Genomic DNA, 25575 nt, shown 5'->3' with positions numbered 1-25575 from the left:
ATCTGCGTTATTTATCCATTTACTTAACTAGTGTGGTGAGGGCAAATCCCCTATGAGCGTGACAAAGCTGGAGACGATAGATTCTACCCAAGCGTCTCAAGACTTTCCCCTTTCTGCCGTTCCCTTGACAGCTCGTAAGCCGATCTGGTCGCTGGCTCCTTTGCTGATGGGGTTCGCGCTAGTTTCGACTACACTAATCGCGGGCGGCAAAATCGGTCCAGCGTTTAATTTCACCAATCTGCTTTGGATCGTTTTGATTGGTAATGGCCTACTGGGTGCCTATTGCGCCATGCTGGGCTACATCGCCTACAAGAGCGGCCTGACGACGGTACTGATGTCGCGGTTTAGTTTTGGCAACATCGGCTCGCGCTGGGTGGACTTTATCCTGGGCTTTACCCAAATCGGCTGGTATGCGGTGACCAATGCATTTGTAGCAGACGCCTTGATCAATCTGTTGGGCCTGCCCCAAAACTGGTCGTGGCTGCTGATTGTGCTGGCCACCTATGGATTTTGCGTTACAGCCTACATTGGCTACACTGCAATGGATTGGCTCAGCCGTTTGGCCGTCCCAGCGATGCTGGTGCTGATTGTGATTAGTCTGTCAATAGGGTTTCGAGATGCGGGCGATTTGACTGCGCTTCAACCCACTCAAGAGCTGTCCTTTGGTGCGGCTTTGGCAATTGTGATCGGGACATTTATCTCGGGCGGCACCCAATCGACCAACTGGAGCCGCTTTGCTGATTCGGGCAAGAATGCCGTTTGGAGTACGCTGCTGGCCTTTTTCTTTATCAATGGTCTGCTGGTTTTTACTGGCGCATTTTGCACCCTGGTCTACGGCACCAATGACCTGATTCAGGCGATGGCGCAGCAAGGCTTGCTATTCCTCGGTCTGGTTTTGCTAATTCTGAACGTCTGGACCACCCAGGACAATACCATCTACGCTTTTTCGGTTGCCGGAACAAACTTCTTCCGCACCACCAAGCGTCACGCCTTTGCTCGGGCCTGCATGGTTTGAGCGGCGTATCGCGGCCTCCGGCGTGCCGATGGTCTTTGATTTTGACGATGCGGTCTTTGTGGCGTACAAAAGCCCTTCGAACGGTTACTTGAGCTATCTGAAATTTCCCGGAAAAACTGCCACGATCTGCCGTCTTTCGACACATGTGATTGCCGGGAATCAGTATCTGGCGGACTATGCCCTTAAAGAAAATCGGAACGTTACCATAATCCCGACCACGATCGATACCGAAACATACCTGCCACCTGTTCGCGATGTTGAACCTGAAACTCTGACCATAGGCTGGAGCGGAAGCTTTAGCACGGTCCAGCATCTGGACACTATCCGCGGTGTCTTGCAGGAGCTTGTGAAGACCGAAAAGTTCAAGCTTCGCGTAATTGGAACGCCTGAATACGATCTGCCCGGTGTTGAAACTGAGGCGATCCAATGGCGGTCTGATTCAGAGATAGAAGATCTTCAGAAAATTGATATTGGCCTGATGCCATTACCCGATGAAGATTGGAGCCGCGGAAAATGCGGACTGAAAGCTTTGCAATATATGGCGCTGGGAATTCCTACGATCTGCTCACCCGTAGGTGTAAACTCTACGATCATTCAAGATGGCGAGAACGGTTATCTGGCAGATTCAAAAGATGAATGGATAGAAAAGCTTAAACTTCTGCTCCATTCACCCGAACTCCGGCAGAAAATTGGCATGGCCGGGCGGTGGACGGTCGAAACCGGATATTCCGCTATTTCACAGGTTCCCCGCGTACTTAAAGTTTTTCGCACAGCTATAGAGGAAAACACCCGCAATTAGCGTTATCATACCCTTTTGTCCACTTATGAATTCGATGAAAATATTAGTAACCGGCGGGGCCGGGTTTATTGGGTCGCATTTGGTTGATGCGCTGGTCGAGCGCGGGCATACAGTTCGGATCTTAGATTCAATCGTTGAGCAGGTGCATATAGGCGGCAAGATTCCGGAGCACCTGAACCCTGAAGCGGAGTTTATTCGTGCCGACGTTTGTGATGCAGATGCAGTGGCGAAGGCTCTGGACGGTATCGAAGTGGTCTATCATCAAGCGGCCGAGGTCGGGGTTGGGCAATCTATGTATGAGATCGTGCGGTATGTAAAGGCGAACGATCTTGGTACAGCGGTTTTGCTTGAAGAGATGATCAACCGAAAAGATCAGTTTCAAAAACTGATCGTTGCCTCGTCGATGTCGATCTATGGCGAAGGTGCGTATCGGAATCCAGCGACCGGCGAAACCGTCAACCCGCAGCTTCGCTCGGATGAACAGCTTGCGGCGCACGAATGGGAGTTACGTGCCGGAGACATCGAATTGGAACCGATCGGCACTACCGAAGAAAAGCCGCTTTTCCCGACATCGGTTTACGCCGTTTCTAAGCAAGACCAGGAACAGTATTGTCTGGCGGTCGGCAGAGCCTACAAAATACCCACCGTGGCGTTTAGATATTTTAATGTCTATGGCACGCGGCAGGCTCTTTCGAACCCATACACCGGCGTTTGTGCGATATTCTCGTCGCGGCTGATGAACGATCAAGCGCCGATGATCTTTGAGGATGGCCTTCAATCGCGTGACTTTGTTCACGTCTCGGATATAGTTCAGGCGAATCTACTCGCACTTGAAAGCGACGATGCAGATTATCAGGCCGTCAATGTCGGCACGGGACGCGCGACCTCTGTCAAAGAGATAGCAGAATTGCTTGCAAAGGGGCTCGGTAAAGATATCAAACCGGAGATCGTCGGCAAATACCGGGAAGGCGACATCCGACATTGCGTTTCTGATATCTCGAAGGCAAAGGCTTTACTTGGCTACGAGCCGAAGGTTACGCTCGAAACCGGTCTGGAGGAATTGCTGGCGTGGGTCTCCGAACAGGAAGCAGATGACAAGGTGCAGGCCGCAACTGCTGAACTCGCCGCACATAGTTTGGTGAAGTAGCAGTCTGGATTTATGTACATATTAGGGCTTACAACTCTTGGCGATTCTGCGGCGGCGATCATTAAGGACGGACAATTGATCGCGTCGGTCGAAGAGGAGCGCTTCTCGCGAAAAAAACATCACGCAGGTTTCCCTTACAAGGCGATCGAATTTTGTTTGAAACAGGCGGGAATAACGCTCGCCAAGGTTGAGCATGTCGGGCATTATTGGAAGCCGTGGATACTTCGGCATAAGGCTATGCAGGCGCTAAAGGCCGGGCTGATCTCGCCGGCGATGTTCAAGGCTCGCGCGGACCGAGGGATTGCTCAGGTAAGTGACAGCTATCTTGGAATGTTCAAGCATCCGAAACGATTACGCGAGCATTTTGGCCCCGGCGATTTCAAGTTTCACTATCTGGAGCATCACCAGACCCATGCCGCCTCGGCATTTTTCGTTTCGCCATTTGATTCCGCCGCAATACTGACGTGGGACGGAACCGGCGAGGATACGACCACGCTCTTTTGCCAAGGCAAGGGCAATAAGCTTCAGATCCTGAAGCGCATAAAACTGCCGCACAGTCTCGGTCAATTCTATTCGGCCGTAACCAACTTCATCGGCTTTGATATGTTTGCCGGAGACGAATGGAAGGTAATGGGGCTTGCCGCTTATGGCAAGCCGAAGTATTACGATTTTTTTCGTGAGAAAGTGCTGACGACGAACGGCAGGGGCGACTTTAAGTTCAACATAAAGGTTCTGGATCATCACCTGGCAAAGCATTATCAATTCCCCGAAGCGATCGTTAAAGAGCTTGGGCCCGGACGAAAACCCGGTGAGGAGCTGACCGAGCACCACTGGGACATCGCCTGCTCTGCACAAAAGGCGCTTGAGGACACGGCAATTTATCTTGTTAACAAGATCTACGAGATGACCGGCGAAGAAAACCTTTGTATGGCCGGCGGCGTTGCTTTCAATTCGGTGATGAACGGACGGATCTTTCACGAGACCCCGTTCAAGCGATTTTTTGTCCAGCCCGCTGCGGGCGATGCGGGCTGTTCGCTCGGTGCGGCATATTATGTCTGGCATCAATTGCTTGGGAAGCCACGCGATTTCGTAATGAATCACGCCTATTACGGCCCCGGCTTTACGAATGGAGAATGCCAGACAGCTTTGAATAAAGCCGGTTTGAAGTACGAAACATTGCCGGATGAAGAGCTTTTGCCGCGTGTTGCTAAGATGATCTCAGAGGGTGCGATAATCGGCTGGTTCAATGGTCGGATGGAACTTGGTCCGCGAGCGTTGGGCGCACGCAGCTTTCTCGCCGATCCGCGACGCGGCGATATGCGCGAGATCTTGAACCACAAGGTGAAACTCCGCGAATGGTTCCGTCCGCTGGCCCCGTCAATGCATGAAGAGCACGGCCTCGAGGTTTTTGGTGTTGAGCACCACGACCCATTTATGATAACGGTGATCGAGGTCGCGGACGAATATAAAGCAAAGATACCGGCAGTAGTTCATGTTGACGGAACTGCACGCCCGCAGATGGTAAGTCGCGAAACAAACCCGCGCTATTGGAGCTTGATAAATGAGTTCAAAAAGATCACCGGGATCCCGATGCTATTGAACACTTCTTTCAATGTTCAGGAACCCATCGTTTGTACACCGCAGGACGCAATAAAGACTTTCAATAACGCAAACTTTGATGCGTTGGTTATGGAGAATAATTTAGTTCTTCGCGAAGCAAACTCCTAATGATCGGCCTTGGTAAATTGGTGTTTCTGCTTACGTTCTTTGCGATGCTATTGCAGAGCGCCTATTTCTTCGCCTACGAAGCGACAGAATTGATCGCAGTTCCGTTGATGTTGTTGCTTGGGGGAATTGCCGGGTTTGCACTGGGTCGGCGAACTGACGATCCGGACAGTGAATTTCAGGTGAATATTTTCTTCTGGGCTTATTCTTTGCGGATCTGGATGGGGATAATTCTTTACGGCTGGGGTCTTAAGGACCTCTTCGGCGATGAAGACGCTTCAGGCTATCTTGGCGGCTGGGGAATGGCGAAGAATTGGTATGAGCAATGGATGTCAACCGAAACCTGGTTAGGTTGGCTGATCATTTTGGGGTCGATACCCATCGGCACAGTCGGCCTTGTCCTTAAGGAGCAGATCGAAGGTCCCGGCACAAAGAATCTTTGGATAATCTCACTAATGCTCATCGGGGTAGGTTTGTTACTTGCACTCGCGGAAATGGTAAGCAAATGGTACGAGCGTTCGGGCAGAGGCACCCGAGAAATTGAGAATTTTGGGATTCTTGACGCCATTGTCGTAGGTTTTGCTCAGGTATTGGCACTGATGCCGGGAGCGAGTCGTTCCGGATCGACAATAATGGGTGGGTTGTTTGCGGGTCAGAAACGCGAGGCGGCGGCGCGATTCTCTTTTCTCTTATCGATACCGGCGATCACGGCCGCCGGGCTGCTTCAGTTGCGTGAAGCATGGAGGATAATTCCTGCTGAAAGTGCATTACCACTTTTGGTATCCACGATCGTGTCGGGTATTGTCGGTTATCTTTCGATCTGGTTTCTTCTTGCATTTCTTCGGAAAAACTCTACGGCGATATTTATTATCTACCGCGTTATTCTAGGTATCGCGCTCCTGCTTCTGCTTTGGCGCGGTGTCCTTGATCCTGTTGTTAATGTCTAACTAAATATTAATGCCGATCCAAAAGCATTGGGTAAGACTTAAGCATGATCGCGAGGCCGTGGATCGGCTCTCGTGTGATCTAAAAATTCAACCGCTAACAGCGGCATTGCTTATATCCAGAGGCTTTTCATCGGCTGAGGAAGCGTTTCAATTTTTGAATCCATCGATCGAGCAAATGCACGACCCCTATCGACTTACAGGAATGCGCCAGGCCGTGGCCAGGTTGATGAAGGCACGCGAACATGGTGAAAAAGTATTGGTGTGGGGTGACTACGATGTTGACGGGACGACAGGTACGGTACTGCTTCGAAGGGTCTTTCGAGAACTCGGTATTCCAAGCGAATATCACATACCGAATCGCTTTACAGAAGGTTATGGGATCAATATTCCCGCGCTGGAATCAGCTAAGGCGAGAGGCTGTACTTTAGGGATCTCCGTTGACTGCGGCATCAGAAGTTTTGAGCCGATGGAATGGGCCGCAGCGAATGGATTTGATTTCATTATCACGGATCATCATCTTTCAGACCCGGCTGGTATTCCGAAAGCGGTCGCAGTGGTGAATCCGAACCAAGCAGATTGCAAATATCCCGATAAAGACCTCGCGGGCGTCGGCGTTGCACTAAAACTCGCGCATGCACTGCTGGCTGAGTTTGGGCGCACCGAAATGATCCCTTCGCTAATGGAGATCGCAGCGATGGGAACGATCGCGGATATAATGCGGCTCAAGGGTGAAAATCGAGTTATCGTATCGCTCGGTCTTCGTGAGATCCTGAACACCAAGAATCAAGGACTGCGAGCCTTAATGGAGATCACTGATTGCACGTCGGAAATGACGGCGAACCATATAGGCTTTCGAATTGCTCCGCGAATAAATGCCGCAGGGAGAATGGACGTTGCCAGCCACGTTGTGGAGCTATTTGAATCAGAAGATTTCAATGAGGCAAGGAGAATAGCGCGAGTGTTGGATTCACGCAATCGTGAGCGGCAGCAAATGCAGCAGAGAATCACAGAGCAGGCGATCGATGAATACGAAAGAACAACCGAGCGCAACGTAATAGTTGTTGCGGGCGAGGGCTGGCATCGTGGTGTGATCGGTCTGGCCGCCTCGAAACTTGCCGAGAAGTTCTATCGTCCGACAATTGTTCTCTCTGCGGAGAACGGGGTTGCATATGGCAGTGCGCGGAGCATACCCGAATATAATATCGTTGAAGCATTGGTATCCTGTTCGGGGATATTTGATCAGTTTGGTGGCCACTCTATGGCTGCCGGGATGCAGTTGCCGACCGAAAATATAGGCAAACTTCGGACAGAGCTTAATCGCCACGCCTTAAATTCTTTGTCCTCACAACAACTCTTACCAAAGCTGACAATTGACGCCCCAGTCAGCTCCGGGACACTGGGGCTTGAGATTGTTCAGGAATTATCACGTCTGGAACCATTTGGTGCCGGTAATCCGAGACCGGTCTTTGTTACCAAAGGACTTCGTCTCCGTAGTGAGCCATTTGTGATGAAACAGAAGCATCTGCGCTTGAATCTGATAGATGCCGATAACAGACGATTGGAAGCTGTTTGGTGGGACGGCGTCGAACGATCAGAGGGGCAAACTTTAACCGAGGGTGTCGGCATCGAAGTCGCGTACACGCTTGAAGCGAATTCATGGCAGGGTAATACACGGTTACAACTTGTTGTAAGTGATCTAAGAGCAGATAATTAGTCTAGTTAAATGGCCGAAACCAGCACCGACAAAAGAACAATCAAACCTTGGCAGCTATGGTTGCCTAAGTTTTTTCGATACGGTACGGTCGCGATCGGTATCGCAGTTATTCTAATTATTGGTATCTCTTTCCTTTCGCAAAAGGAGCCGGAATTTCGAATGAGGGGATTTCCCGCGAATCTTTCCGACAAAGTAACAGCCGTTGTCGAAGGTTATGAACGCAAAGAAATAGAAGGTGACGTCGTCAAATTTTATATAAAGGCGGACAAGGCCACGACTTTCGACGACCAACATCAAGAATTTGAGAATATCTTTCTTCAGGTCTTTGCGCCCGACGGCACGTTCGATTCAATAACTGCGCAGAAGAGTGTTTATGTACCGCACGAGAGCAAGGACTTCACAGTTTATTTTGCCGGTAATGTTGAAATGACCTCTCGGGATGGGCTGAAGGCAAACACGGAACAGTTCACATACAAACGTGGGATCGATACTGCTGAAGCGGAAGAGAAGATAAGGTTCAACCGCGGCAATATTGAGGGAAGCGCGGCAAGTGCGATTGTTAAACTTTCCGAAAGAAAGATCGATCTTCTTGGCGACGTTGCTCTATCTATGGTGGATCAGAGCCCAAATGGGAAGATCACGATCTCAAAAGTAACATCCGAAGCGGGTGGTTACGATCAGGCGAACGAAGTTATAAAACTGAATGGTTCTGTTGCCGGTAGTTTCATTAACCGGAATGGCTCAGAGCTGGAAACCTCGACCATAAAGGCTGGGCTTGTAAATATTCAATTAACACCGCTTGAGAACTCAAAGCGAGATGTAAGAATGATCGAGCTATTTCAGAACGTATCGATCGATCTGGTTCGGAACGGAAAGCCTGAGGCGAATGTCCGAGCTGAATACGCCAAGCATGACGTTGTTCACGATGGTTTTTATTTGAGAACCAGTGCTCTCGTCGAAAGATTCTCGACCGATGCTAAGACTCAGATCGCGGGCGATAGGGTCGATTATCTTCGTACTGCCGGTAAGGCAATTTCCGAAGGTAATGCCTCGGTGAAGAACGGTGTTTCTTCAGTTCGCGGTAACACGCTCACGGCTGAATTTTTCCCTGATAGAAAATTAAGGAATGCAAAAGCTGTTGGTTCAGCGGAACTGACCGATGTTAGTGATGAGCGGACGGCAACAGTTAGGGGAGCAGAGCTGACGGCAGATTTCGGGAGGACCGGTGCGATCTCCACAGCGAAAGCGTCCGGGTCTCCGGTTGCGGTCTTGGTGCCGACGGCTTCGACGAGTTATTCGAAAGCGACCATCTCTGCCCTTCGAGCGATCAGTTTGACAATGAAGGCATCTGGCGGTATCGAAGGAGCGAATACCGACGGCAGAACGACGCTGCGGCTTGATGTGCCGAATAGTTCTCCTTCAGCCTCCGCAAAGACGGTTGCTGCAGATAGCGTAAAAACCATATTTCATCCGGACGGGAAATTCATTGCCCGTGCCGAGGCTGTCGGTAATGCCGAGTTGCTTGTTGAGCCATTGAACGCCGCTCGCGAGAACTACAAGTCGATCACATATGCCCCAAGATTCGATTGTGAGTTCTTTCAAACAGGGAACAACGTTAAGGTTTGCGATGCATTCACAAAAACGCGAACCATAAGGACGCCCACGATAGCCGTAGAACGCCATAGCCAGCCTGAAACCCGCCTATTAGAACCATGAGCGCATTGAGCACAGGACCCGCAGGTGTCAACTGTGCTCCTGCAAAAGTGGTGAACAAAACTCCTGTCAACCACTTGTTATTGTTAATTTGCTCCCATAGGGCTTTTGTTTGTCCTACAATTGCACGGTCTACAAGTTTGAATACTTCAAAAATTCGCCGAACGGGAACAATTTGCTCTAGTGGTCCAAGAATTGTGCGATCCTCAACGAAGACAGTATCTCCAACATAGAGAGCTACCTCATTGGCTTGGAGATGAACCTGATCCGCATCCGTGATTTGAGGTTCAGGCTTGATGTAAAGCCGAAAGAGTTGGTCGCCTGGATAAATTTCTTCTCTGCCATCAGCACGTTGAATCTTAATTGAAGCGAAGCGATCGTCCGTTGCTACTCCATTTCGGTACACCACAAAATTGGTTGGATAGTCATTAGGCACATATCTGTCAAACTGGTCAAGTGTGTGGTTCCAAAAGATTTCTCCATTTACGGCTGAGAAGGTAATACTTGGCCGGTATCCCGTAAATTCATTAGCAGCCTTGAGAAAATCTCTAAACTCTTGAGTTGCCTGTTCAATGTTGCCTGCTAAAAAGAGGGTATTGAGGAAGAAACCGGAATCCTCTGCTGAAGGCGCTTCTGTTACAAGTTGCAAAGCAGCATAAGCCCCGCCTAGCTCGACCAGTGCACTGACCACTTTAGAATCGTTGGTGGGCAACTGGAAATCGGGAGGGAGTTGTTTGGCGAACTGGAGTACCTGCTTCTTAAACTCCAGTAGTTTCACTCGTTGCTGGTTCGTGTCCAGTGTTTCAAAGAATCCACTCAGTTTTCCCGTCGCTTGTCGCATGGCTACTGACTCAGCCTGTGTGGAGTCACTCTGCCATAGGGTGGCCAGGAATGCCTCAGTTCCGTTCTCAGTTGCTGACTCAAGGACAGTAGGATTGAGCTTGGCATATTCAAAGCCAAACGCTGCCAGTTCTCTCAGGAATTGGGCATCCAGCACTGCCTCATCGGACAGTGATTCGACATTCGTGGCTGCTTGCACCAGGTTGTGGATGAACTTGAATGAAGGCGAACAGCATTAACCTAAAGGAGAGTAGCCTCTATGTAACTACTTCTAAGTTTCAACGAACCAGTTTTTGTTCACCCAAATTATAGCTTCATGAACAGTTCTACTATGTAATGGAGCTTCAACAATTTGAATCTTTTCTGTATCAGAATTAATGTACTTAAGCAAAAGAATTGGCAAAGGGACAGGAACATCATTAGTATTCTCAAGTTTTAGCAAGCTGTATTCATTGAAGGTGTCTATTTCAATAACTTGTAAATCTTTAGAGATTTTCTCATAACCGATTACGTGTAGTAATGCCCGTCGAACTTGAGGATCATGTTCCTGAAATAGCCACTGTGTTCTCCATTCTTGGGTAGGCAACTGTCCGTATTCTTCTGGTAATCCTATACCGTGATAGAAATATAAACTAAACCCATCAGCATAAGTGACAGCAGGTTTGGAATCGGCATGGAAACGTTCTAATTCATCAAGTGAAAAGCTTGTAGGACGATCGATAATAAGACAAGCAGTTTCAAACGGAAATATGAAGCCACAATATCTGACTATTGACCGAATTGCTTTCCATGCTTGTAAGTCGCAAGGGTAGTTTAGAACAGAAATGCAAAAATCAAACCAGCTCGTATACCCAAACCAAGCACTGGTAGTAATTGCATCTGCCATTTGATCACCAAGTCGTCTGATTAAAGCAAATCTTAACTGAGCACCCAAATGTCCTTCTGGATGTACTGCTCTTTCCCTCCGTTTTACCCCCATTTGTCCGGCTCGTGGGAGTTGGCTTCTCAGTTGCCATCCTAAGCTCATCAGTGGAATCATGGGTTGATTTTTCCATTCATCCAATTCTCTGATAGCTTGATATGGACTTTTACAGAAGACAATTTTGGGATTCTGTTTATCTAAAGCCCTATAAGCTAGATTAACTGATTCTTCAATTTCCTTGAAGTGAGTTGGTTCAGTTGAATACTCTAGATCAAACCACTTTTTGTGATAGGCGATAGACAAAGCTTCTTGTTCAGGAGTAAGTTTTCTTGAGGGACTATTCTGATTCATACCAAATCTTTGAAGTGCTCTTAGTAGGTACTTCATATGTCAGCAACTACACATTTATTTCTGTCTGCACTACTCTAACCTCAACTCAAATGAGTCTGCTCCATGCGTTTGTCAAGCAATTTACTGACTGCTGAATGCAACAAACATGGTTCCATTCTGATATCTGATCACCATGAAATAATTCTTAGGTGAAAACAGTATATATGTATCCTGATTCCTGGCAGGTGTGGCAAACCAACAACTTAAACCCAAAAACTTTGAATGTGAAAATTCTGATGTTGCAGATTGTCGATACTGCTGTTTTACAAGTTTCCCTTCAGATTGTTTTTTGGCACGAATTTCCTCAATGTATCCCAAAAACTCTGGTTTAGACATTCTTGCACATAAAAACAAACTAGGACCATCCCATCCACGAGAGATTTTGTAGTCTACTTCAGTTGCCGATTCAGGAAGCTGTACTCCAAGAATTTTGGTGATTTCGTCCTCAGACTCTAAATACCCTATTACAACCCCTGCTCCTATTGAAAGTACGAGTAATGTGATCACTGTCAAAACAGATTTTGTTGATTTTCTCATCATGCCCAACCTTCTGACTTATAAAGGAGTAAAGCCTTCGTTTGTAGTGAAAGGCCATCCATAAAATGCCTCTACTCCACCTCTCTTTTCATAAATTATTTCAGATGTCCACTGGATCTCTATGTGATAATCCTGAGGATTAATAGTTGGAGGAACTGGTTGTCCTCGATCTAAAGCGGGTCCTGAATCAATTGCTGCAAGCGCACGTCCAACAACTTGTGAAGCAAACCATTCTTTAAAGCCGTACTGGCTATTAGGATCGATATCATCTACCCAGGTGAATGAAAGATTGAGTGTAACTTTGAAGTTGTTTTCAGGATCTATCTCACTGTACTGTTCTTTTACAGCAGTTCCAAAAATGCGTAGTTCGGGTGCAACACCGTGTAGATACATGTATCCAATTGGCGCAAAGCCATTTGCAAGATTAAGTGGGCGAATCGTATCAGAGATGGCACTGATTGAATTAGAGGCATGAATCATGGCAAGCTCCATTACTCTTTCTCTAACAGTAGGTAGAAAAGGTTGTCGTTCACCTGCTGGGTTTGTATATTGATTTTCACGTGTCATGTAGTCCGTCCAAAAAGGGTTGTTGCTTATATATACGGGTTCGCCCTTTCCATATAACCAATGGCACAGAAGCTGATAGCCTGCTGTATCGATACGATTTGGGAAAAGTTGAGCGAATGCACTGAGAACTGGGCTTTGATAACGAAATGGGTCATCTTGTGGTCCAACTTGCCATTGAGGTAAATTGAATTCGCTTTGAGAAAGATTTGCCTGCTTAATGCTATTCAGGAGTTTGTAGCCATCTTCTAACCAGCCTATAGAACGATCAAAATTGTCCAATCCTGCAAAGAACGTTGTAAATTCTCCAATTCCCTGCTGTATTTCAACTTCGTCTTGAGCATTCCCTAGTGTATCAAGGAAGAAATTGAGCGATTCTGCTCCTGCTATTGTTTCATCTGGATTCAAATCAGCATAAGCACTTCCTAAGTTCATCAAAGCATTGAGAAACCTGACATCTTGCTTTTCCTGTTGTAGTTCTACACCTGATCCAACTGCCTTTAATAACTGTTTTTGAAATTTTAACAATTGCAGTGGTTCCTCGAAGCTACTCAGTGATGCCGATTCCTCCAAAAAATTCTTAAGTTCTGCGGTTCCCTTCACGATGGCCGCCTCATTCTGGTTCTGCCAGAGGGTGTCGAGGAAGAAATTGAGTGGTTCATCGGCTTCAGTGGTCGTAGCAATCGGGTCAAGCAGGGCATAGGCTTTACCCAACTCCAGCAGCGCACTGAGCACTTGAGCTTGGTGGGGCTGCCTCCGGGCGGCCTTCGTTCTTCCAAAGGTCCTCAAGCCGACCAAAGGCTCCGGCTTCATCAAATTTCGGTGCCGGACGTTTGCCGATCGTTACACTGAGCTCGCGCTCCGATCCTCCGCGAAGCACGGTTATTCTTGCCGTATGGTCCGGAGCGATCTCGCCGATCATCCTACTAAGCTTTTGGGTGCTTGTAACTTCTTCCCCATTTACGCGCACGATCACGTCACCGGCAAGGATACCGGCACGTTCGGCCGGCGAATCCGCTGAAACTTTCTCAACACCGACACCGCGAACCGCCGAAAGACCGAATTTGCCTAAGTTCTCATTCGAGATCTCTGCCATTTCGATACCCAGATAGCCGCCCGTCGAACCGAACGTCCATGAGAACACACGCGGCTCTATCCGCTGCCTCGGTTCCGGTGTCTGTGCGATCGCCGCAATGCCAAAAACAGAAATTGATAAAACAAAAGCTAATGCCTTAGCCATCATAAAATACCTCCAAATAAGATATTATTGGCCTTCGCCTATGTATCAATGACGTTTGGGTCAGATATTTGGTTGCGCAAGGGGAGTATTTTGGTTGCCAATTTTAGACGTCGTGGGCTCTGGCGCTGAAAATACCATCGGTCGATCATTGATATCGCAGCCGATCTAATCTCTCCGCCGCGGCTTCGAGCGTCTCATCCTTCTTGCAAAAACAAAATCTTACCATGTGAGAGCCCATCTCCGGACGATGATAAAAGGAAGACCCGGGAACCACTGCAACTCCGACCTCACGGATCAGGTGTTTTGTAAATTCGATGTCGTTCGCAAACCCGAAATCTGAAATATCGGTCATAACGTAATATGCGCCTTCGGGCATATCGCATTTAAAGCCAGCATTCTGTAAGACGGGGACGATGTAGTCTCGTTTACGCTGATACTCCAAACGGACCTCTTCGTAATAGCTCTCGGGAAATTGCAAAGCGAATGCGCCGGCATGCTGCAGCGGATTTGCCGCGCCGACGGTCAGAAAATCGTGAACCTTACGTATAGCGGAGGTTATATCCGGCGGGGCAATACACCAGCCGACTCGCCAGCCGGTGACCGAATAGGTTTTTGAAAGCGAATTGACCACGACGGTCCGCTCACGCATTCCTGGCAGCGTTGCCATGCAGACATGCTCCCTTGCGTTACCTTCGGCATCGTCAAACGTTATATGCTCGTAGATCTCGTCGGTAAAGCAAATCGCATCAAACTCCTGGCACAGCCCGGCGATGAACTCCAATTCCTCGCGCGTGAAGACCTTGCCTGTCGGGTTGTTCGGGTTGCAGATGATTATTGCCTTTGTTCGTTCATTGAATGCCTTGCGGAGCTCCTCGCGGTCAAATACAAATCCTTTATCTGTGCGGTAAAGCGGCACATGCACTGGTTTTGCGTCTGACAAGATAGCGTCCGGCGCATAATTCTCATAGAACGGTTCAAACACGATGACCTCTTCTTCGCGGTCAACGGTCGCCAACATCGCGGCGATCATTCCTTCGGTCGAACCGCACGTTACAGTGATCTCAGCTTCCGGATCGACCTCCATTCCCAGAAACCATTTCGTCTTCGCTGCGATGGCCTCGCGAAAGCTCTTTACGCCCCATGTTATAGCGTATTGATTATGATCATCAGCGATAGCCTCTATCGCACGCTGCTTTATTTCTTCAGGTGCTGACCAATCCGGAAAGCCCTGGCCCAGATTTACTGCGCCGTATTTCGCTGCTTCCCGAGACATTTCCCGAATAACCGATTCCGTGAACGAACCGGCCTTTGATGAGATCCGGCTTTTTGAGAATTTTGGGTGAAACATAGATCTTCAGTGCCGCATTTCCTTGACTTACTATTCAGCCGTTTGGAGGTCAGCCGAACGGGTGAGCGGCTTTTGTGTTTTAGCAATTTGTTCAGAGTGTTTTCCCGTCTTTCTTACCGATATCTGTGATTCGGGCACAAACTCCCTGATCACATCTCGCAGATCATCATCATTCCCATTTTCTAATGATGCCGACAGCCGCTCGATCATTGCTGAGACCTTTTTGTCAGAATACGTTGCGATCTTACCGATGAATATCTGCGGGTGACGTGTCTTTTCAAGGTCCTCACCTGTTATCTCTAACTCTTCAAACAGCTTTTCGCCAGGCCTGATGCCTGTAAATACGATGTCTATATCATCATACGGCACAAGGCCTGAAAGTCTGATCATATCTTCGGCCAGGTCAAGTATCTTTACCGGCTGACCCATATCAAGTATGAAGATCTCACCGCCGAGCCCAAGCGCTCCGGCCTGCATCACAAGCTGCGAGGCTTCAGGAATGGTCATAAAATAGCGGGTCATCTTCGGATCGGTAACCGTGACCGGCCCGCCTGCTTCGATCTGTTCTTTGAAGATCGGTACGACCGAACCCGCCGAACCCAGCACATTGCCGAATCGCACCGCAACGAACGCGGTGTTGTATCGCCCATTGAGCTGTTGAGCAACGATCTCCGCAAGCCGTTTCGATGAGCCCATTACGGAAGTTGGGTTTACCGCCTTGTCCGTTGAAACGAGCACAAACTTGGACGCGTCGAATTCTCCCGCAAGTTCCGCAGTCAGTTTTGTACCGAAAACATTATTCTTGATCGCTTCACAGACATTGGTTTCCATGAGCGGGACGTGCTTATGCGCAGCTGCGTGGAACACCACATCCGGGCGGTACCGAGCGAATATTTCCCTCATCCGCGGCCTATCGCAAATATCAGCGATCAGCGGAATGATCTCCATAGAGTGATGTTTCTTGCGTATCTCGCGCTCGATCTGAAAAAGCAGGAACTCGGCTCGCTCGATCAGCAAAAGCTTTCGAGGTTGGTAGGTGGCTATCTGCCGGATAAGTTCCGACCCGATCGAACCGCCCGCACCTGTTACCATTATTGTCTTGTCGGAAAGGAATGTTTCGAGATTTCCGGTGTCGAGCTTTACCGGTTCTCTGCCGAGAAGGTCATCTATCTCAACGTCACGAATTCTGCTAACAGATACGCGCCCATGGGCGATTTCATTAAGGCTCGGAACTATCTGAGCACGCACTGGGATCGAACCGCAAATATTTACTATCCGGCGAATATCCTTGCCGCGAGCATCATCGATCGCGATAACCACCTGCTTTATGTCCAGTTCATCGACAAACTTGGGTAACAGATTGGTCGAGCCGAGAACCTTTATGCCGCTTACGCTCCCGCCCTTTTTTCTAGGATCATCATCAACAAAACCGCGTATGTCCAACTCAGCATCACGCCGTCCGCTTACCTCCTTTGCTATCGTGGCCCCGATCCGCCCGGCTCCCACAAGCAAAGCAGCCTTGCGTTCGGGCATTCGCCTGCCGCGAAGAATGCGGCGGTCATCGCCGAGCTCATAAACAAAACGGCGCAGAACGCGGATCGCCAGCATCCCACCAAATCCCAGAACGGCGTCTATAAAGATAACCGAAACAGGCACCTGCCAAATGTTGTATTCGACCAGTATCGGCAAGAACCGCACCGCTACGAGCACGGTTGTCGCTACCGCCGCCGCCTTTATGAAGACCTTTATGTCCTCGATGCTCACGTATCGCCATAAGATGGAATAGCCGCCGACTAGAAAAAGCGCGGAGAACTGCACCAGAACAACGAAAGGAAGCTGCCGAACTGCGTTCTCGATATAGTATTCGCCCAATTGAACATTGATCGCGGGCAGATAGGAGAGCAAGAAGGCCGCCGAAAGTACGCACACATCGGCCAGAAACTGCGCAGGCCTTCGCAGGAACCAGAAAAATTCGCTGATCGATTCTCGTTCTTTCATTCAGGACAATGCCCCGGCTCGGGCCTCGCTTCTGGAAATCGTGTACGAATGGGGCTTTCCCTCAAATTATCGCACGCGTGCAACGAAATCAATAAGTGATTGAATCAGAATTGTTTGTGGTTTATTCTAAAGGTTACGGTTTCAAAGAGGTATTTTAAGATGTTTTTCCGCTCCATTTCATTATTAACGCTCGCGACAATTTTGTCGACGCTGAGAGAGTTTGCGGCGCTCTCAACATTTCTTAACCAGATTGTGATTTAATGCTGCTAAAATTGCACAAAGTTTGCACAAACAGGTTGCTTTAATCGATGGTGGTCCAAAAGCAACTGGCCTCCGGGCTGTTTAGGTCGGGGGTCAGGATTCTTAAAAACTCACTCGAACGCCATTAAGATGATCGATTTGAAATACTCCATTGAGATGACCGTAGGGTGAGGTCCGGACACTCGTTGGGATTGTTTGCCTCGCCAAATAGTTTGACTGATCAGAGATAGTTCAGATGTAGCTAAACGAACATAGCTCAATGAATCTGTTCCTGACGCCGATACTGCGACGGTTTATTAAATCGCACAGATTCGTGTGTCAATCTCTGGTCGAAATGATGGCGGACAAACGAAATCAATCACGTAGGCTTTGAGCCAATCCAAACTCAAGTCAATGATTAGGAGATAACTAGAATGCTAGACGCTTTCACTAAAGTGGTTGCTCAAGCGGATGCTCGCGGCGAATTCATCAGTGATTCGCAAATTGATGCCCTGAAGAACATGGTTGCTGAAGGCAGCAAGCGCTTGGATGTGGTTAACCGTATCACCTCCAATTCCTCCAAGATCGTGGCCGATGCAGCTCGTGCTCTGTTTGCTGAGCAATCTCAGCTGATCGCTCCGGGCGGTAATGCTTACACCAACCGGCGGATGGCGGCTTGCTTGCGCGACATGGAAATCATTTTGCGCTATGTCACCTACGCGGCCTTTACTGGCGATGCTAGCGTCCTCGATGATCGCTGCCTGAATGGGTTGCGCGAGACCTACCTGGCTCTAGGTGTGCCCGGTGCTTCGGTGGCTGTTGGCGTACAAAAAATGAAGGATGCAGCCATTGCGATTGCTAACGACCCCAATGGTGTAACTCGTGGCGATTGCAGCTCCCTAATGTCTGAGCTGGGCGGCTACTTTGATCGGGCTGCTGCGGCTGTTGCTTAATGCGCTCGTTGCTCGTTTTGTCGCTTACTTGTTTAGGGTTTGCCTAATTGTGAATAGGGCGACTCTATCTAATCAAGCATCAACGCTTACACTTTGCACACTTTTCCACACTTATTGAGAGGTCATCCAGTATGAAAACTCCTTTAACAGAGGCAGTCGCAACCGCAGATTCTCAAGGCCGTTTCCTCAGCTCGGCTGAACTTCAGGTCGCGTTTGGTCGCATGCGTCAAGCTACGGCTAGCCTAGATGCTGCAAAATCTCTCAGCTCTAAAGCGCAAAGCTTGGCTGAAGGCGCTGCTAACGCGGTGTATCAGAAGTTCCCCTACACCACGCAAATGCAAGGCTCCAACTATGCATCCAGCAACACGGGCCGTGCCAAGTGTGTGCGGGACATCGGCTACTACATCCGCATGATCACCTACTGTCTAGTTGCAGGCAGCACGGGTCCAATGGATGATTACCTGATCTCCGGTTTGGCTGAAATCAACCGCACCTTTGATCTGTCTCCGAGCTGGTATGTGGAAGCTCTGAAGTACATCAAAGCGAACCACGGCTTGTCTGGCGACCCAGCGGTAGAAGCCAATTCCTACATTGACTATGCCATCAATGCTCTGAGCTAAGGCTCTTTTGCCTCCAGGACAGCGGCATAATGCGCGTGCGGCGTGTAGCGCGTGCGGCGTGTATTAGGCTGTTGTCCTGGCATTGTTTTCTCCTGTTTCTCTAATTGCAATTGAGGATCTGAGCGATGACAAGTACTATGGCAGCTCGGCAGCTTGGCGTGGAGCCGTTTATTGACACTCCACCAGTAGAACTGCGGGCAAATTGGAGCGAAGATGATGTCCAAACCGTGATCAATGCTGCCTATCGGCAGGTGTTTGGCAATGATCATGTGATGGAGTCGGAGCGGTTGACGAGTGCAGAGTCACTGCTGCGTCGGGGCAGTATCAGCGTGCGGGATTTTGTTCGGGCTTTGGCTCAATCTGAACTCTATCGGAAAAAGTTTTTCTATTCGACTCCCCAAGTTCGTTTTATTGAGTTGAACTATAAACATCTGCTGGGCCGTGCCCCTTACGACGAGGCGGAAATTGCTGCCCATGTCAATCTGTATCAGCAGCAGGGATACGAAGCTGAAATTGATTCCTACATTGATTCCATCGAATATCAAGAAAATTTTGGCGAATCGATTGTGCCCCACTATCGCGGCTTTGAAACCCAGCGCGGCCAAAAAACGGTTGGTTTCAACCGCATGTTCCAGCTCTACCGGGGCTATGCCAACAGTGACCGCTCCCAGGGTAAAAACAAGGCTGGCGCACTGACTCAGGAACTAGCTCTGAATTCGGCAACGCCGGTTAGAACCCCTGGGTTTGGCAAAGGGTTGGCGAGCACAAATCGGGGCAATCGCGGTCAACTCTTCCGGGTGCGAGTCACTCAAGCCGCTAGCGGACGCACCCCTCAAATTCGGCGCAGTACCAGTGAGTTTCTGGTGAGCTACGAGCAGCTTTCTCCTACGCTCCAGCGCTTGAACCAACGAGGCAGCCGCGTGGTTGACATCTCCCCAGCCTAATACTCATCGAATCTGATTGATCGGACTCTATTGAAGGAGAATCATCTGTGGCAATTACAACCGGAGCATCCCGTTTGGGAACAAGTGGCTTCACTGAAACGAGGCCAGTTGAGCTGCGGCCAAACTGGTCGCCGGAGGATGCTAAGACTGTCATTAATGCTGTTTATCGGCAGGTGCTAGGCAACGATTACCTGATGGAATCAGAACGCCTGACGAGTCTGGAGTCGCTGCTCAAGAATGGGCAGCTAACCGTGCGGGAATTTGTGCGAGCCGTTGCTAAATCGGAACTCTATAAGCGCAAATTCCTCTATCCTCACTTCCAGACGCGGGTGATCGAGCTAAACATTAAGCACTTGTTGGGTCGTGCTCCTTACGACGAAGCGGAAGTGATCGAGCACCTCGACCGTTACCAAAACGAAGGCTTCGAGGCCGACATCGATTCCTACATCGACTCGGAAGAGTACGAGATGAATTTTGGCGATTCCATCGTGCCCTACTATCGCGGTTTTGCAACCCAAACCGGGCAAAAAACCGTCGGCTTTACCCGCATGTTCCGCCTTTATCGCGGCTATGCCAATAGCGACCGGGCGCAGATCGGGGGTACGTCACCTCGGTTGGCCGCAGAACTGGCTCGCAATAGTGCTTCAGCCGTGGTTGCGCCTTCGGGTGGCAGTGAGGGCTTTGCCTATCTGCCATCTAAGCGAAGTGTCGTACCCAATCGGGTGTTTGGTAGCGCCGTACCGGGCACTTCAGAGCGGTTGTACCGCATTGAGTGGGCTGGCATCAGTCTGCCGAGATATCCCAAGGTGCGCCGCAGCAACCGGGAATTTATTGTGCCTTATGAGCAGCTCTCCAGCACCCTCCAGCAGATTAACAAGATGGGAGGCAAGGTTGCGAGTGTAACGCTGGCCCACTAGGCAGGGACAGTTCTGCGTATATTGAGCTTCGGCTTAAGCTGTAATCAAACATAGGGCGTTGCTGAAGATATTGGTGCTTTTGAGGATAGAGGCTGGATGTTTTCCTGAGCTGAATCAGCTAAAGATTCATAAGGGTATCTTGCTCGTGACCCCACAGTTCCAATCTCCTGCCAGCAACGCCAATTTCGTATCAACCTGGATGAATTCTTGATGGAGACTGATCACCATGTTGGGACAATCCGTATTAACAAACCCGTCTTCCTCGTCAGCTGAGAATCGCGTTTTTGTCTATGAGGTGACTGGCTTACGCCAAAACGATCAGACCGATAAAAATAACTATGCAATGCGTACCAGCAGCAGTATTTTTATTCAAGTTCCTTACAATCGCATGAATCAGGAAATGCAGCGGATTACACGGATGGGCGGCAAAATTGTTGCGATTCGTCCGGCTGATGCAACGAGCGGGGTAGATACCGCGTCTAGCAGCAACCCGGAAGGGGAGCAGTAGAAGTTGAATTCGTTTGACTCTCTAGGCTTGGGTTTGCTCCCCCTAAATCCCCATAACCCTTACGGGGATGCGCCTTCGGCGTAGAATATGAATATCGGTCTGTTAGCCTACCGTTTTTCCTAGTTTGATCATTTTCTCGTTGATAGATGTCTATAATCTCTGAAGTAATTCGTTCTACCACGGCCGTCCTAAAAGGGATGAAGCGCACACTTTCTGAGATCCCGCGTGAGAAATGGACGGTTCAATATCCTGATGTTCCGGTTACGGTCCAACCGCGTTATCGCGGCCAACATTTGCTTCATGTCGACGAGGCAGGGAAGGAAAAATGCGTGGCGTGTTATTTGTGCGCCGCTGCGTGTCCGTCGGATTGCATTTACATTGAGGCTGAGACTGATCCGCGTCCCTATGCCGACCGGATCGGCCGCGACGAGCGTTACGCAAAGGTCTATAACATCGATTACGGACGCTGCATCTTTTGCGGATTCTGTGTTGAGGCCTGCCCAAAAGACGCCATTACCCACGGCTATAATTTTGAGATCTCTGTTTATAATCGGGCTGACCTTCTCAAGACAAAGGATGATCTTTTGATCACGAAACAGAAGCAATCTAAGAACTACAGAGTGGCTCTCTCGGATGAAGATGTCGATTCTGAATTCAAGGTCGTCTAAGCGGTCGCTTTTTGACCGGGCAGAAATGATTTTTCCTATAGGCCCGCAACATTGCGGGTTTTTGCATTAGTGATGGATTCAGACGAGGTCCCGCCGACTCAGAAAGGGCGTTCCCGTGAGATCCGGGCTCAGGGGTTGAGAGAATTCGCCGGACTTAAGAACGATACAGAGCGGCTAGACCCTTTCAGGCTCGCATTCTACGCAAAGCTGCTTGTTGTTCCGTTCGAGGCTATCGATCAGCTTTCCGATGAAACTCGGGGTCATTTGCTTGGCATCGGCAAAGATGACTGGTCCGGCGGGGCCGCTTCCATGAAGCTTCCGGATGGACGCAAGCTGATAATTCTTAACCCGACGCATGGCCGAAATCGGCAAAATGCGACGTTAATGGAAGAGGTTGCCCACGTTTTTCTCGGTCACAAGCCTAGCCGCTTGGATGTGAAGGTTCCGAACAAAGAAGGCAAGATAGTTGCCCGGGAATATGATCGAGAAATAGAAGACGAAGCATACGGAACGGGGGCTGCGGCCCTTGTGCCCTATTCAGCCCTTCGAAGGTTTGTTTTGTCTGGTAAAACGGTTAATGAGATAGCGCGTCATTACCGTGTCAGCCGGGCTCTTGTAGAATATCGTATCAAGATCTCCCGGCTTTGGCCGGCCTATCAGGAAAACGTACTACGACCACAATAATGAACGACCAGGTCCAACCAAATCTTACAATCCATCGTCCAGAGCTTTCGACGGTTGATAAGCTCCGGATGTTGTTGGACATCACCAAGAAGATCAGCCGTTCGCTTGATCTGGACGAAGTGCTGAATCAGGTGATGGATACGCTTGGTACGCTCTTGCCTTACGATGCTGCGGGTATATATCTCATCGAAACTAATAATGAAGGCGATCCTTATATCTTCAAATCGCGGGTGATACGCGGATACGATATCAGCTTTGAGTTGATCGAACCGCGGTTAAAGCTTGGCGAAGGTTTTCTCGGCCGGGTCGCACAGACCGGGAAGCCAATAATTTCCGATGATGTTAGCAAGGATCCGAGATATTTCAAGGCCCGCGCACGGACGCGTTCAGAAATGGTCGCACCGATAATATCGAATGACCGCGTGATAGGTGCATTTGACCTTGAAAGCGACGACCTGGCGGCCTATACCGAAGATGACCTTTCAGTACTTCAACTGTTGACCTCGCAGGTCGCGATCATTATCGAAAAGGTAGAACTGCATCAGCAGGCGGTCGAGAAAAAACGCATCGAGGCCCAGCTGGAGATCGCGCGTCAGGTCCAACTGGAACTATTGCCCGATCATGACCCGAATGTCGATGGTTTTGATATAAGCGCCTATATCTTTCCCACGGAAGAAGTTTCAGGTGATTACTATGATTGGGTAAAGATATTCGACGATCAGCTCGGTATCGTAGTGGCTGACGCGGTCGGAAAGGGGATCCCGGCTGCTCTCTTGATGTCATTCCTACGAGCGTCTCTGCGTGCCGGTGTTCAGGAGGGCTATGCGCCGCACATAGCGATGTCAAAGGTAAATAATCTTCTCTGGGATTCGGTCGAGGATCACCAATTCATCACGGCTGTTTACGGCATCTTAGATTGCAGCAATCGGACATTCGTGTTCTCAAATGCCGGGCATAATCCGCTAATGATGATCCGTGCTGACGGCTCGGTAGAGATAATCGAGTTCGGTGATCTTCCGCTCGGGATGTTTCGCGACGCACGTTACCATCAGCATTTTGCAAGATTTCGCAATTCAGGCGAGATTCTCGTGATCTATACGGACGGCATTACAGAATCGACCAACGAGGCTGGCGAAGAATACGGACGAGAGCGTTTTGCTCAATGTGTTTTGGCGGCGAAAGACCTGACAGCAAAGGAAATGATCTCTGAGATCCGAAACGATGTATCTGAGTTCACTCAAAGAAAATACCTCGACGATGACGGTACGATATTCATTGTCAAAGCGAAATAGATGTAAAAAACGGAAGGTATCAAAACTCGATCACCTTCCGCATTCCTTCAGTTGATTGTGAAACTTTTGTCGGTAATCTAATGGGCGATGTCGGAAAGATGGTGCGTGTCCCCGCCCGGCACCACAGGAGCCCGATAGTCACCATAATTTAGGCGATCATTTCGAGTCGAAAAAGCATAAATATCAAATCCGAATGAATCCAGATGGTCGGTCAGCTCGTTAGAGTGGAGGAGATAAAGTTTTTCCGAGAACCCCAATTCTTTCCTGATCTCCAACAGCCGTTCGATTACCTCAAGCGGTGCGAAACATTTATTTGGGTCTCTGTAAGTGGCCATTTCTGATATTACCGACTAACTGCGTAGCCAAACTCAAACTCTTTGATTAGAGGGATCGACAATTGGTTGTTCGGAAATTTTTGACAACCATTTGCGTTGTCCTATCCATCTGAAAGACGTAAATAAATTGTGTTATTTGCGGACTTCGATTAAGATTTAGTTACCTTACTCTTCCCGAGGAGCCAGAATATGAGATCTTCAATATTAAATCGTGTAGTCGCCCTGACCGCACTTCTTCTCTTTGGAGCAGCAATTCCTAATTTTGCCCAAGATAGGTCCAAGGCTCCTTCTGCCGGAACGACGAAATACGTCGTTTCTGCTGAAGCCGGAGCAGTGAACGTCGTTGAAGGTGAGGTCATTTTTGAATCTGATGCAGGTCGGGTCGGGCGACTTGTCAAGGGAGATGATATTAAGGTCGGGCAAAAGGTAACTACCTCAGCCGATGGAAAGGCAGAGATATTGCTGAATCCTGGCTCCTATCTTCGAGTCGGCGGTAACACATCTTTTGAGTTCGAATCCACTTCGCTGGAGAACCTGACCGTAAACGTCCACAAGGGCAGTGCGGTATTTGAGGTTTTTGCGAGCAATGATTTTTTGGTGAACGTGAACGGCCCGGATGCCTCTTTTGTTATCGTCGATTCGGGTGTTTATCGGATCGATGTTGTTGAAGGTAAGAGTACGTTCTCGGTGCGGCGTGGACAGGCACGGGCCGGACACGTCGATGGCCAAAAACTAAAGGGCGGAAGGGAATCGAGCAGTAATGGAAATGAGTTCGTGGTTGCTAAGTTTGACCGCGACGATACGGATGACCTCGATAATTGGAGCAGATCCCGATCGAGGGAGCTTGCAAGAATGGTGGCCTCGCTTGACCGAAACGGGATGCGCACTTCGCTTCTGAGTTCGTTCAATTATGGCGTGTGGGATATGTATTCCTCGTTCGGCCTTTGGGTTTTCGATCCATTCCGCAATTCATATTGTTTCTTGCCGTTTGGTTGGGGCTGGTCATCGCCTTACGGTTTTGGATACGGCCGTTACATAGGTTGGTATAGGCTTCCGCCGATAGTTTACTATCCGCCGGTAGCGGGCGGCCCACGGCCTACAACTCCGACCGGCCCCGGCGAGACGATAGAGGAGCCGCGTTATCGCGGACGTACGGTAAATCGTCAGCCATTCTGATGGACTACCGCCATCGCAAACGGATCAAAATTTGGGGCAGAGCCGAATTGATTGAAGGTGCATCTGAGCTGAGTCAACAACTGCAAGTTCCAGGTTATGCGGCCAAAGTGGAGCGGGTTATTCTCTTTCATGTGGACGCAATCAGTGAAAACTGTCCACAACATATTCCGATTCGCTATTCAGAAACCGAAGTGGAGACCATGATGGCTCCTCTGCGAGATCGGATCACGCAGCTAGAGCAACAGATTGGCGAACAGAATGCAGCTCTAATCACTCTCAAAACCCGCAAAGTGCAGTAGATTCTACAATTGCACTGCTCAAAGACAGCTCATTTTTGGC

General features: G+C 49.2%; 25 protein-coding genes. 17 read left to right on the top strand and 8 right to left on the bottom strand.

Annotated features, from left to right (window positions below; genetic code table 11):
• Nucleotides 1-52: 52 nt before the first annotated feature.
• From codB to lptC, 7 genes are read left to right on the top strand one after another with little or no spacing between them, the layout of a single operon-like run.
• On the top strand, nt 53-1015 hold the full coding sequence (gene codB, locus JVX88_RS12675) for a cytosine permease (RefSeq protein ID WP_211627631.1): 963 nt from the start codon (nt 53-55) through the stop codon (nt 1013-1015).
• Nucleotides 993-1814 (top strand): glycosyltransferase family 4 protein, encoded by an 822-nt coding sequence (locus JVX88_RS12670; protein WP_211627630.1) that lies wholly within the window; start codon nt 993-995, stop codon nt 1812-1814. Before codB ends, JVX88_RS12670 begins: the two co-directional genes overlap by 23 nt.
• Before the next feature lie 34 nt (nt 1815-1848).
• On the top strand, nt 1849-2961 hold the full coding sequence (locus JVX88_RS12665; RefSeq protein ID WP_211627629.1) for an SDR family NAD(P)-dependent oxidoreductase: 1113 nt from the start codon (nt 1849-1851) through the stop codon (nt 2959-2961).
• 12 nt (nt 2962-2973) lie between these two features.
• On the top strand, nt 2974-4689 hold the full coding sequence (locus tag JVX88_RS12660) for a carbamoyltransferase (protein WP_211627628.1): 1716 nt from the start codon (nt 2974-2976) through the stop codon (nt 4687-4689).
• On the top strand, nt 4689-5633 hold the full coding sequence (locus JVX88_RS12655) for an undecaprenyl-diphosphate phosphatase (RefSeq protein WP_211627627.1): 945 nt from the start codon (nt 4689-4691) through the stop codon (nt 5631-5633). The genes JVX88_RS12660 and JVX88_RS12655 overlap by 1 nt, the downstream gene beginning before the upstream one ends.
• 10 nt (nt 5634-5643) lie before the next feature.
• Nucleotides 5644-7347, top strand: coding sequence for a single-stranded-DNA-specific exonuclease RecJ (gene recJ / locus JVX88_RS12650; protein WP_211627626.1), 1704 nt, complete (start codon nt 5644-5646; stop codon nt 7345-7347).
• A 60-nt stretch (nt 7348-7407) separates the two neighbouring features.
• Nucleotides 7408-9063 carry an LPS export ABC transporter periplasmic protein LptC gene (gene lptC, locus JVX88_RS12645; RefSeq protein WP_211627625.1) on the top strand — a complete coding sequence of 552 codons (1656 nt, stop codon included), beginning with the start codon at nt 7408-7410 and terminating at the stop codon, nt 9061-9063.
• Here lptC and JVX88_RS12640 read toward each other — a convergent pair.
• The 7 genes from JVX88_RS12640 to JVX88_RS12610 form a co-directional block, all read right to left on the bottom strand.
• Nucleotides 8981-10099 (bottom strand): hypothetical protein, encoded by a 1119-nt coding sequence (locus JVX88_RS12640; protein WP_211627624.1) that lies wholly within the window; start codon nt 10097-10099, stop codon nt 8981-8983. The genes lptC and JVX88_RS12640 overlap by 83 nt on opposite strands.
• Before the next feature lie 72 nt (nt 10100-10171).
• Nucleotides 10172-11209 carry a DUF6745 domain-containing protein gene (locus tag JVX88_RS12635; protein ID WP_211627623.1) on the bottom strand — a complete coding sequence of 346 codons (1038 nt, stop codon included), beginning with the start codon at nt 11207-11209 and terminating at the stop codon, nt 10172-10174.
• A gap of 84 nt (nt 11210-11293) precedes the next feature.
• Nucleotides 11294-11752: a hypothetical protein gene (locus tag JVX88_RS12630; RefSeq protein WP_211627622.1), complete on the bottom strand. Its 459-nt coding sequence runs from the start codon at nt 11750-11752 to the stop codon at nt 11294-11296.
• Nucleotides 11753-11767: 15 nt separating this feature from the next.
• Nucleotides 11768-13048, bottom strand: a complete 1281-nt coding sequence (locus JVX88_RS12625) for a hypothetical protein (RefSeq protein ID WP_211627621.1) — start codon at nt 13046-13048, stop codon at nt 11768-11770.
• Nucleotides 13020-13556 (bottom strand): S1C family serine protease, encoded by a 537-nt coding sequence (locus tag JVX88_RS12620; protein ID WP_211627620.1) that lies wholly within the window; start codon nt 13554-13556, stop codon nt 13020-13022. The genes JVX88_RS12625 and JVX88_RS12620 overlap by 29 nt, the downstream gene beginning before the upstream one ends.
• 142 nt (nt 13557-13698) lie before the next feature.
• Entirely contained in the window at nt 13699-14901 is a 1203-nt protein-coding gene (locus tag JVX88_RS12615) for a pyridoxal phosphate-dependent aminotransferase (protein ID WP_211627619.1), read from the bottom strand.
• Nucleotides 14902-14931: 30 nt separating this feature from the next.
• Nucleotides 14932-16899: a polysaccharide biosynthesis protein gene (locus JVX88_RS12610; RefSeq protein WP_211627618.1), complete on the bottom strand. Its 1968-nt coding sequence runs from the start codon at nt 16897-16899 to the stop codon at nt 14932-14934.
• Nucleotides 16900-17573: 674 nt separating this feature from the next.
• On the opposite strand from JVX88_RS12610, the gene JVX88_RS12605 reads away from it, so the two are divergent.
• The 8 genes from JVX88_RS12605 (at nt 17574) to JVX88_RS12570 (ending at nt 23725) form a co-directional block, all read left to right on the top strand.
• The gene (locus JVX88_RS12605) at nt 17574-18092 is read left to right on the top strand and encodes a phycocyanin subunit beta (RefSeq protein ID WP_035998691.1); all 519 of its coding nucleotides are present in this window, start codon (nt 17574-17576) and stop codon (nt 18090-18092) included.
• A 131-nt stretch (nt 18093-18223) separates the two neighbouring features.
• On the top strand, nt 18224-18712 hold the full coding sequence (gene cpcA, locus JVX88_RS12600; protein WP_035998689.1) for a phycocyanin subunit alpha: 489 nt from the start codon (nt 18224-18226) through the stop codon (nt 18710-18712).
• A 125-nt stretch (nt 18713-18837) separates the two neighbouring features.
• On the top strand, nt 18838-19656 hold the full coding sequence (locus JVX88_RS12595; RefSeq protein WP_035998686.1) for a phycobilisome linker polypeptide: 819 nt from the start codon (nt 18838-18840) through the stop codon (nt 19654-19656).
• Nucleotides 19657-19703: 47 nt separating this feature from the next.
• The gene (locus JVX88_RS12590; protein WP_211627617.1) at nt 19704-20573 is read left to right on the top strand and encodes a phycobilisome linker polypeptide; all 870 of its coding nucleotides are present in this window, start codon (nt 19704-19706) and stop codon (nt 20571-20573) included.
• A 226-nt stretch (nt 20574-20799) separates the two neighbouring features.
• Nucleotides 20800-21081: a phycobilisome linker polypeptide gene (locus JVX88_RS12585; RefSeq protein WP_035998680.1), complete on the top strand. Its 282-nt coding sequence runs from the start codon at nt 20800-20802 to the stop codon at nt 21079-21081.
• A gap of 146 nt (nt 21082-21227) precedes the next feature.
• On the top strand, nt 21228-21749 hold the full coding sequence (locus JVX88_RS12580; protein WP_211627616.1) for a NuoI/complex I 23 kDa subunit family protein: 522 nt from the start codon (nt 21228-21230) through the stop codon (nt 21747-21749).
• 72 nt (nt 21750-21821) lie between these two features.
• Nucleotides 21822-22433, top strand: a complete 612-nt coding sequence (locus JVX88_RS12575; protein WP_211627615.1) for an ImmA/IrrE family metallo-endopeptidase — start codon at nt 21822-21824, stop codon at nt 22431-22433.
• Nucleotides 22433-23725 (top strand): PP2C family protein-serine/threonine phosphatase, encoded by a 1293-nt coding sequence (locus tag JVX88_RS12570; RefSeq protein WP_211627614.1) that lies wholly within the window; start codon nt 22433-22435, stop codon nt 23723-23725. Before JVX88_RS12575 ends, JVX88_RS12570 begins: the two co-directional genes overlap by 1 nt.
• Nucleotides 23726-23802: 77 nt before the next feature.
• Here JVX88_RS12570 and JVX88_RS12565 read toward each other — a convergent pair whose 3' ends face one another.
• Nucleotides 23803-24060 carry a hypothetical protein gene (locus tag JVX88_RS12565; protein WP_211627613.1) on the bottom strand — a complete coding sequence of 86 codons (258 nt, stop codon included), beginning with the start codon at nt 24058-24060 and terminating at the stop codon, nt 23803-23805.
• 189 nt (nt 24061-24249) lie between these two features.
• On the opposite strand from JVX88_RS12565, the gene JVX88_RS12560 reads away from it, so the two are divergent.
• Nucleotides 24250-25236, top strand: coding sequence for a FecR domain-containing protein (locus JVX88_RS12560; RefSeq protein WP_211627612.1), 987 nt, complete (start codon nt 24250-24252; stop codon nt 25234-25236).
• Entirely contained in the window at nt 25236-25535 is a 300-nt protein-coding gene (locus tag JVX88_RS12555) for a hypothetical protein (RefSeq protein WP_211627611.1), read from the top strand. The genes JVX88_RS12560 and JVX88_RS12555 overlap by 1 nt, the downstream gene beginning before the upstream one ends.
• The last annotated feature ends 40 nt before the right edge of the window (nt 25536-25575 follow it).

This window comes from Leptolyngbya sp. 7M (genome assembly GCF_018128485.1).
The sequence above is the reverse complement of the archived record's forward strand: the minus strand, read 5'-3'. Positions and strand labels throughout refer to the sequence as shown.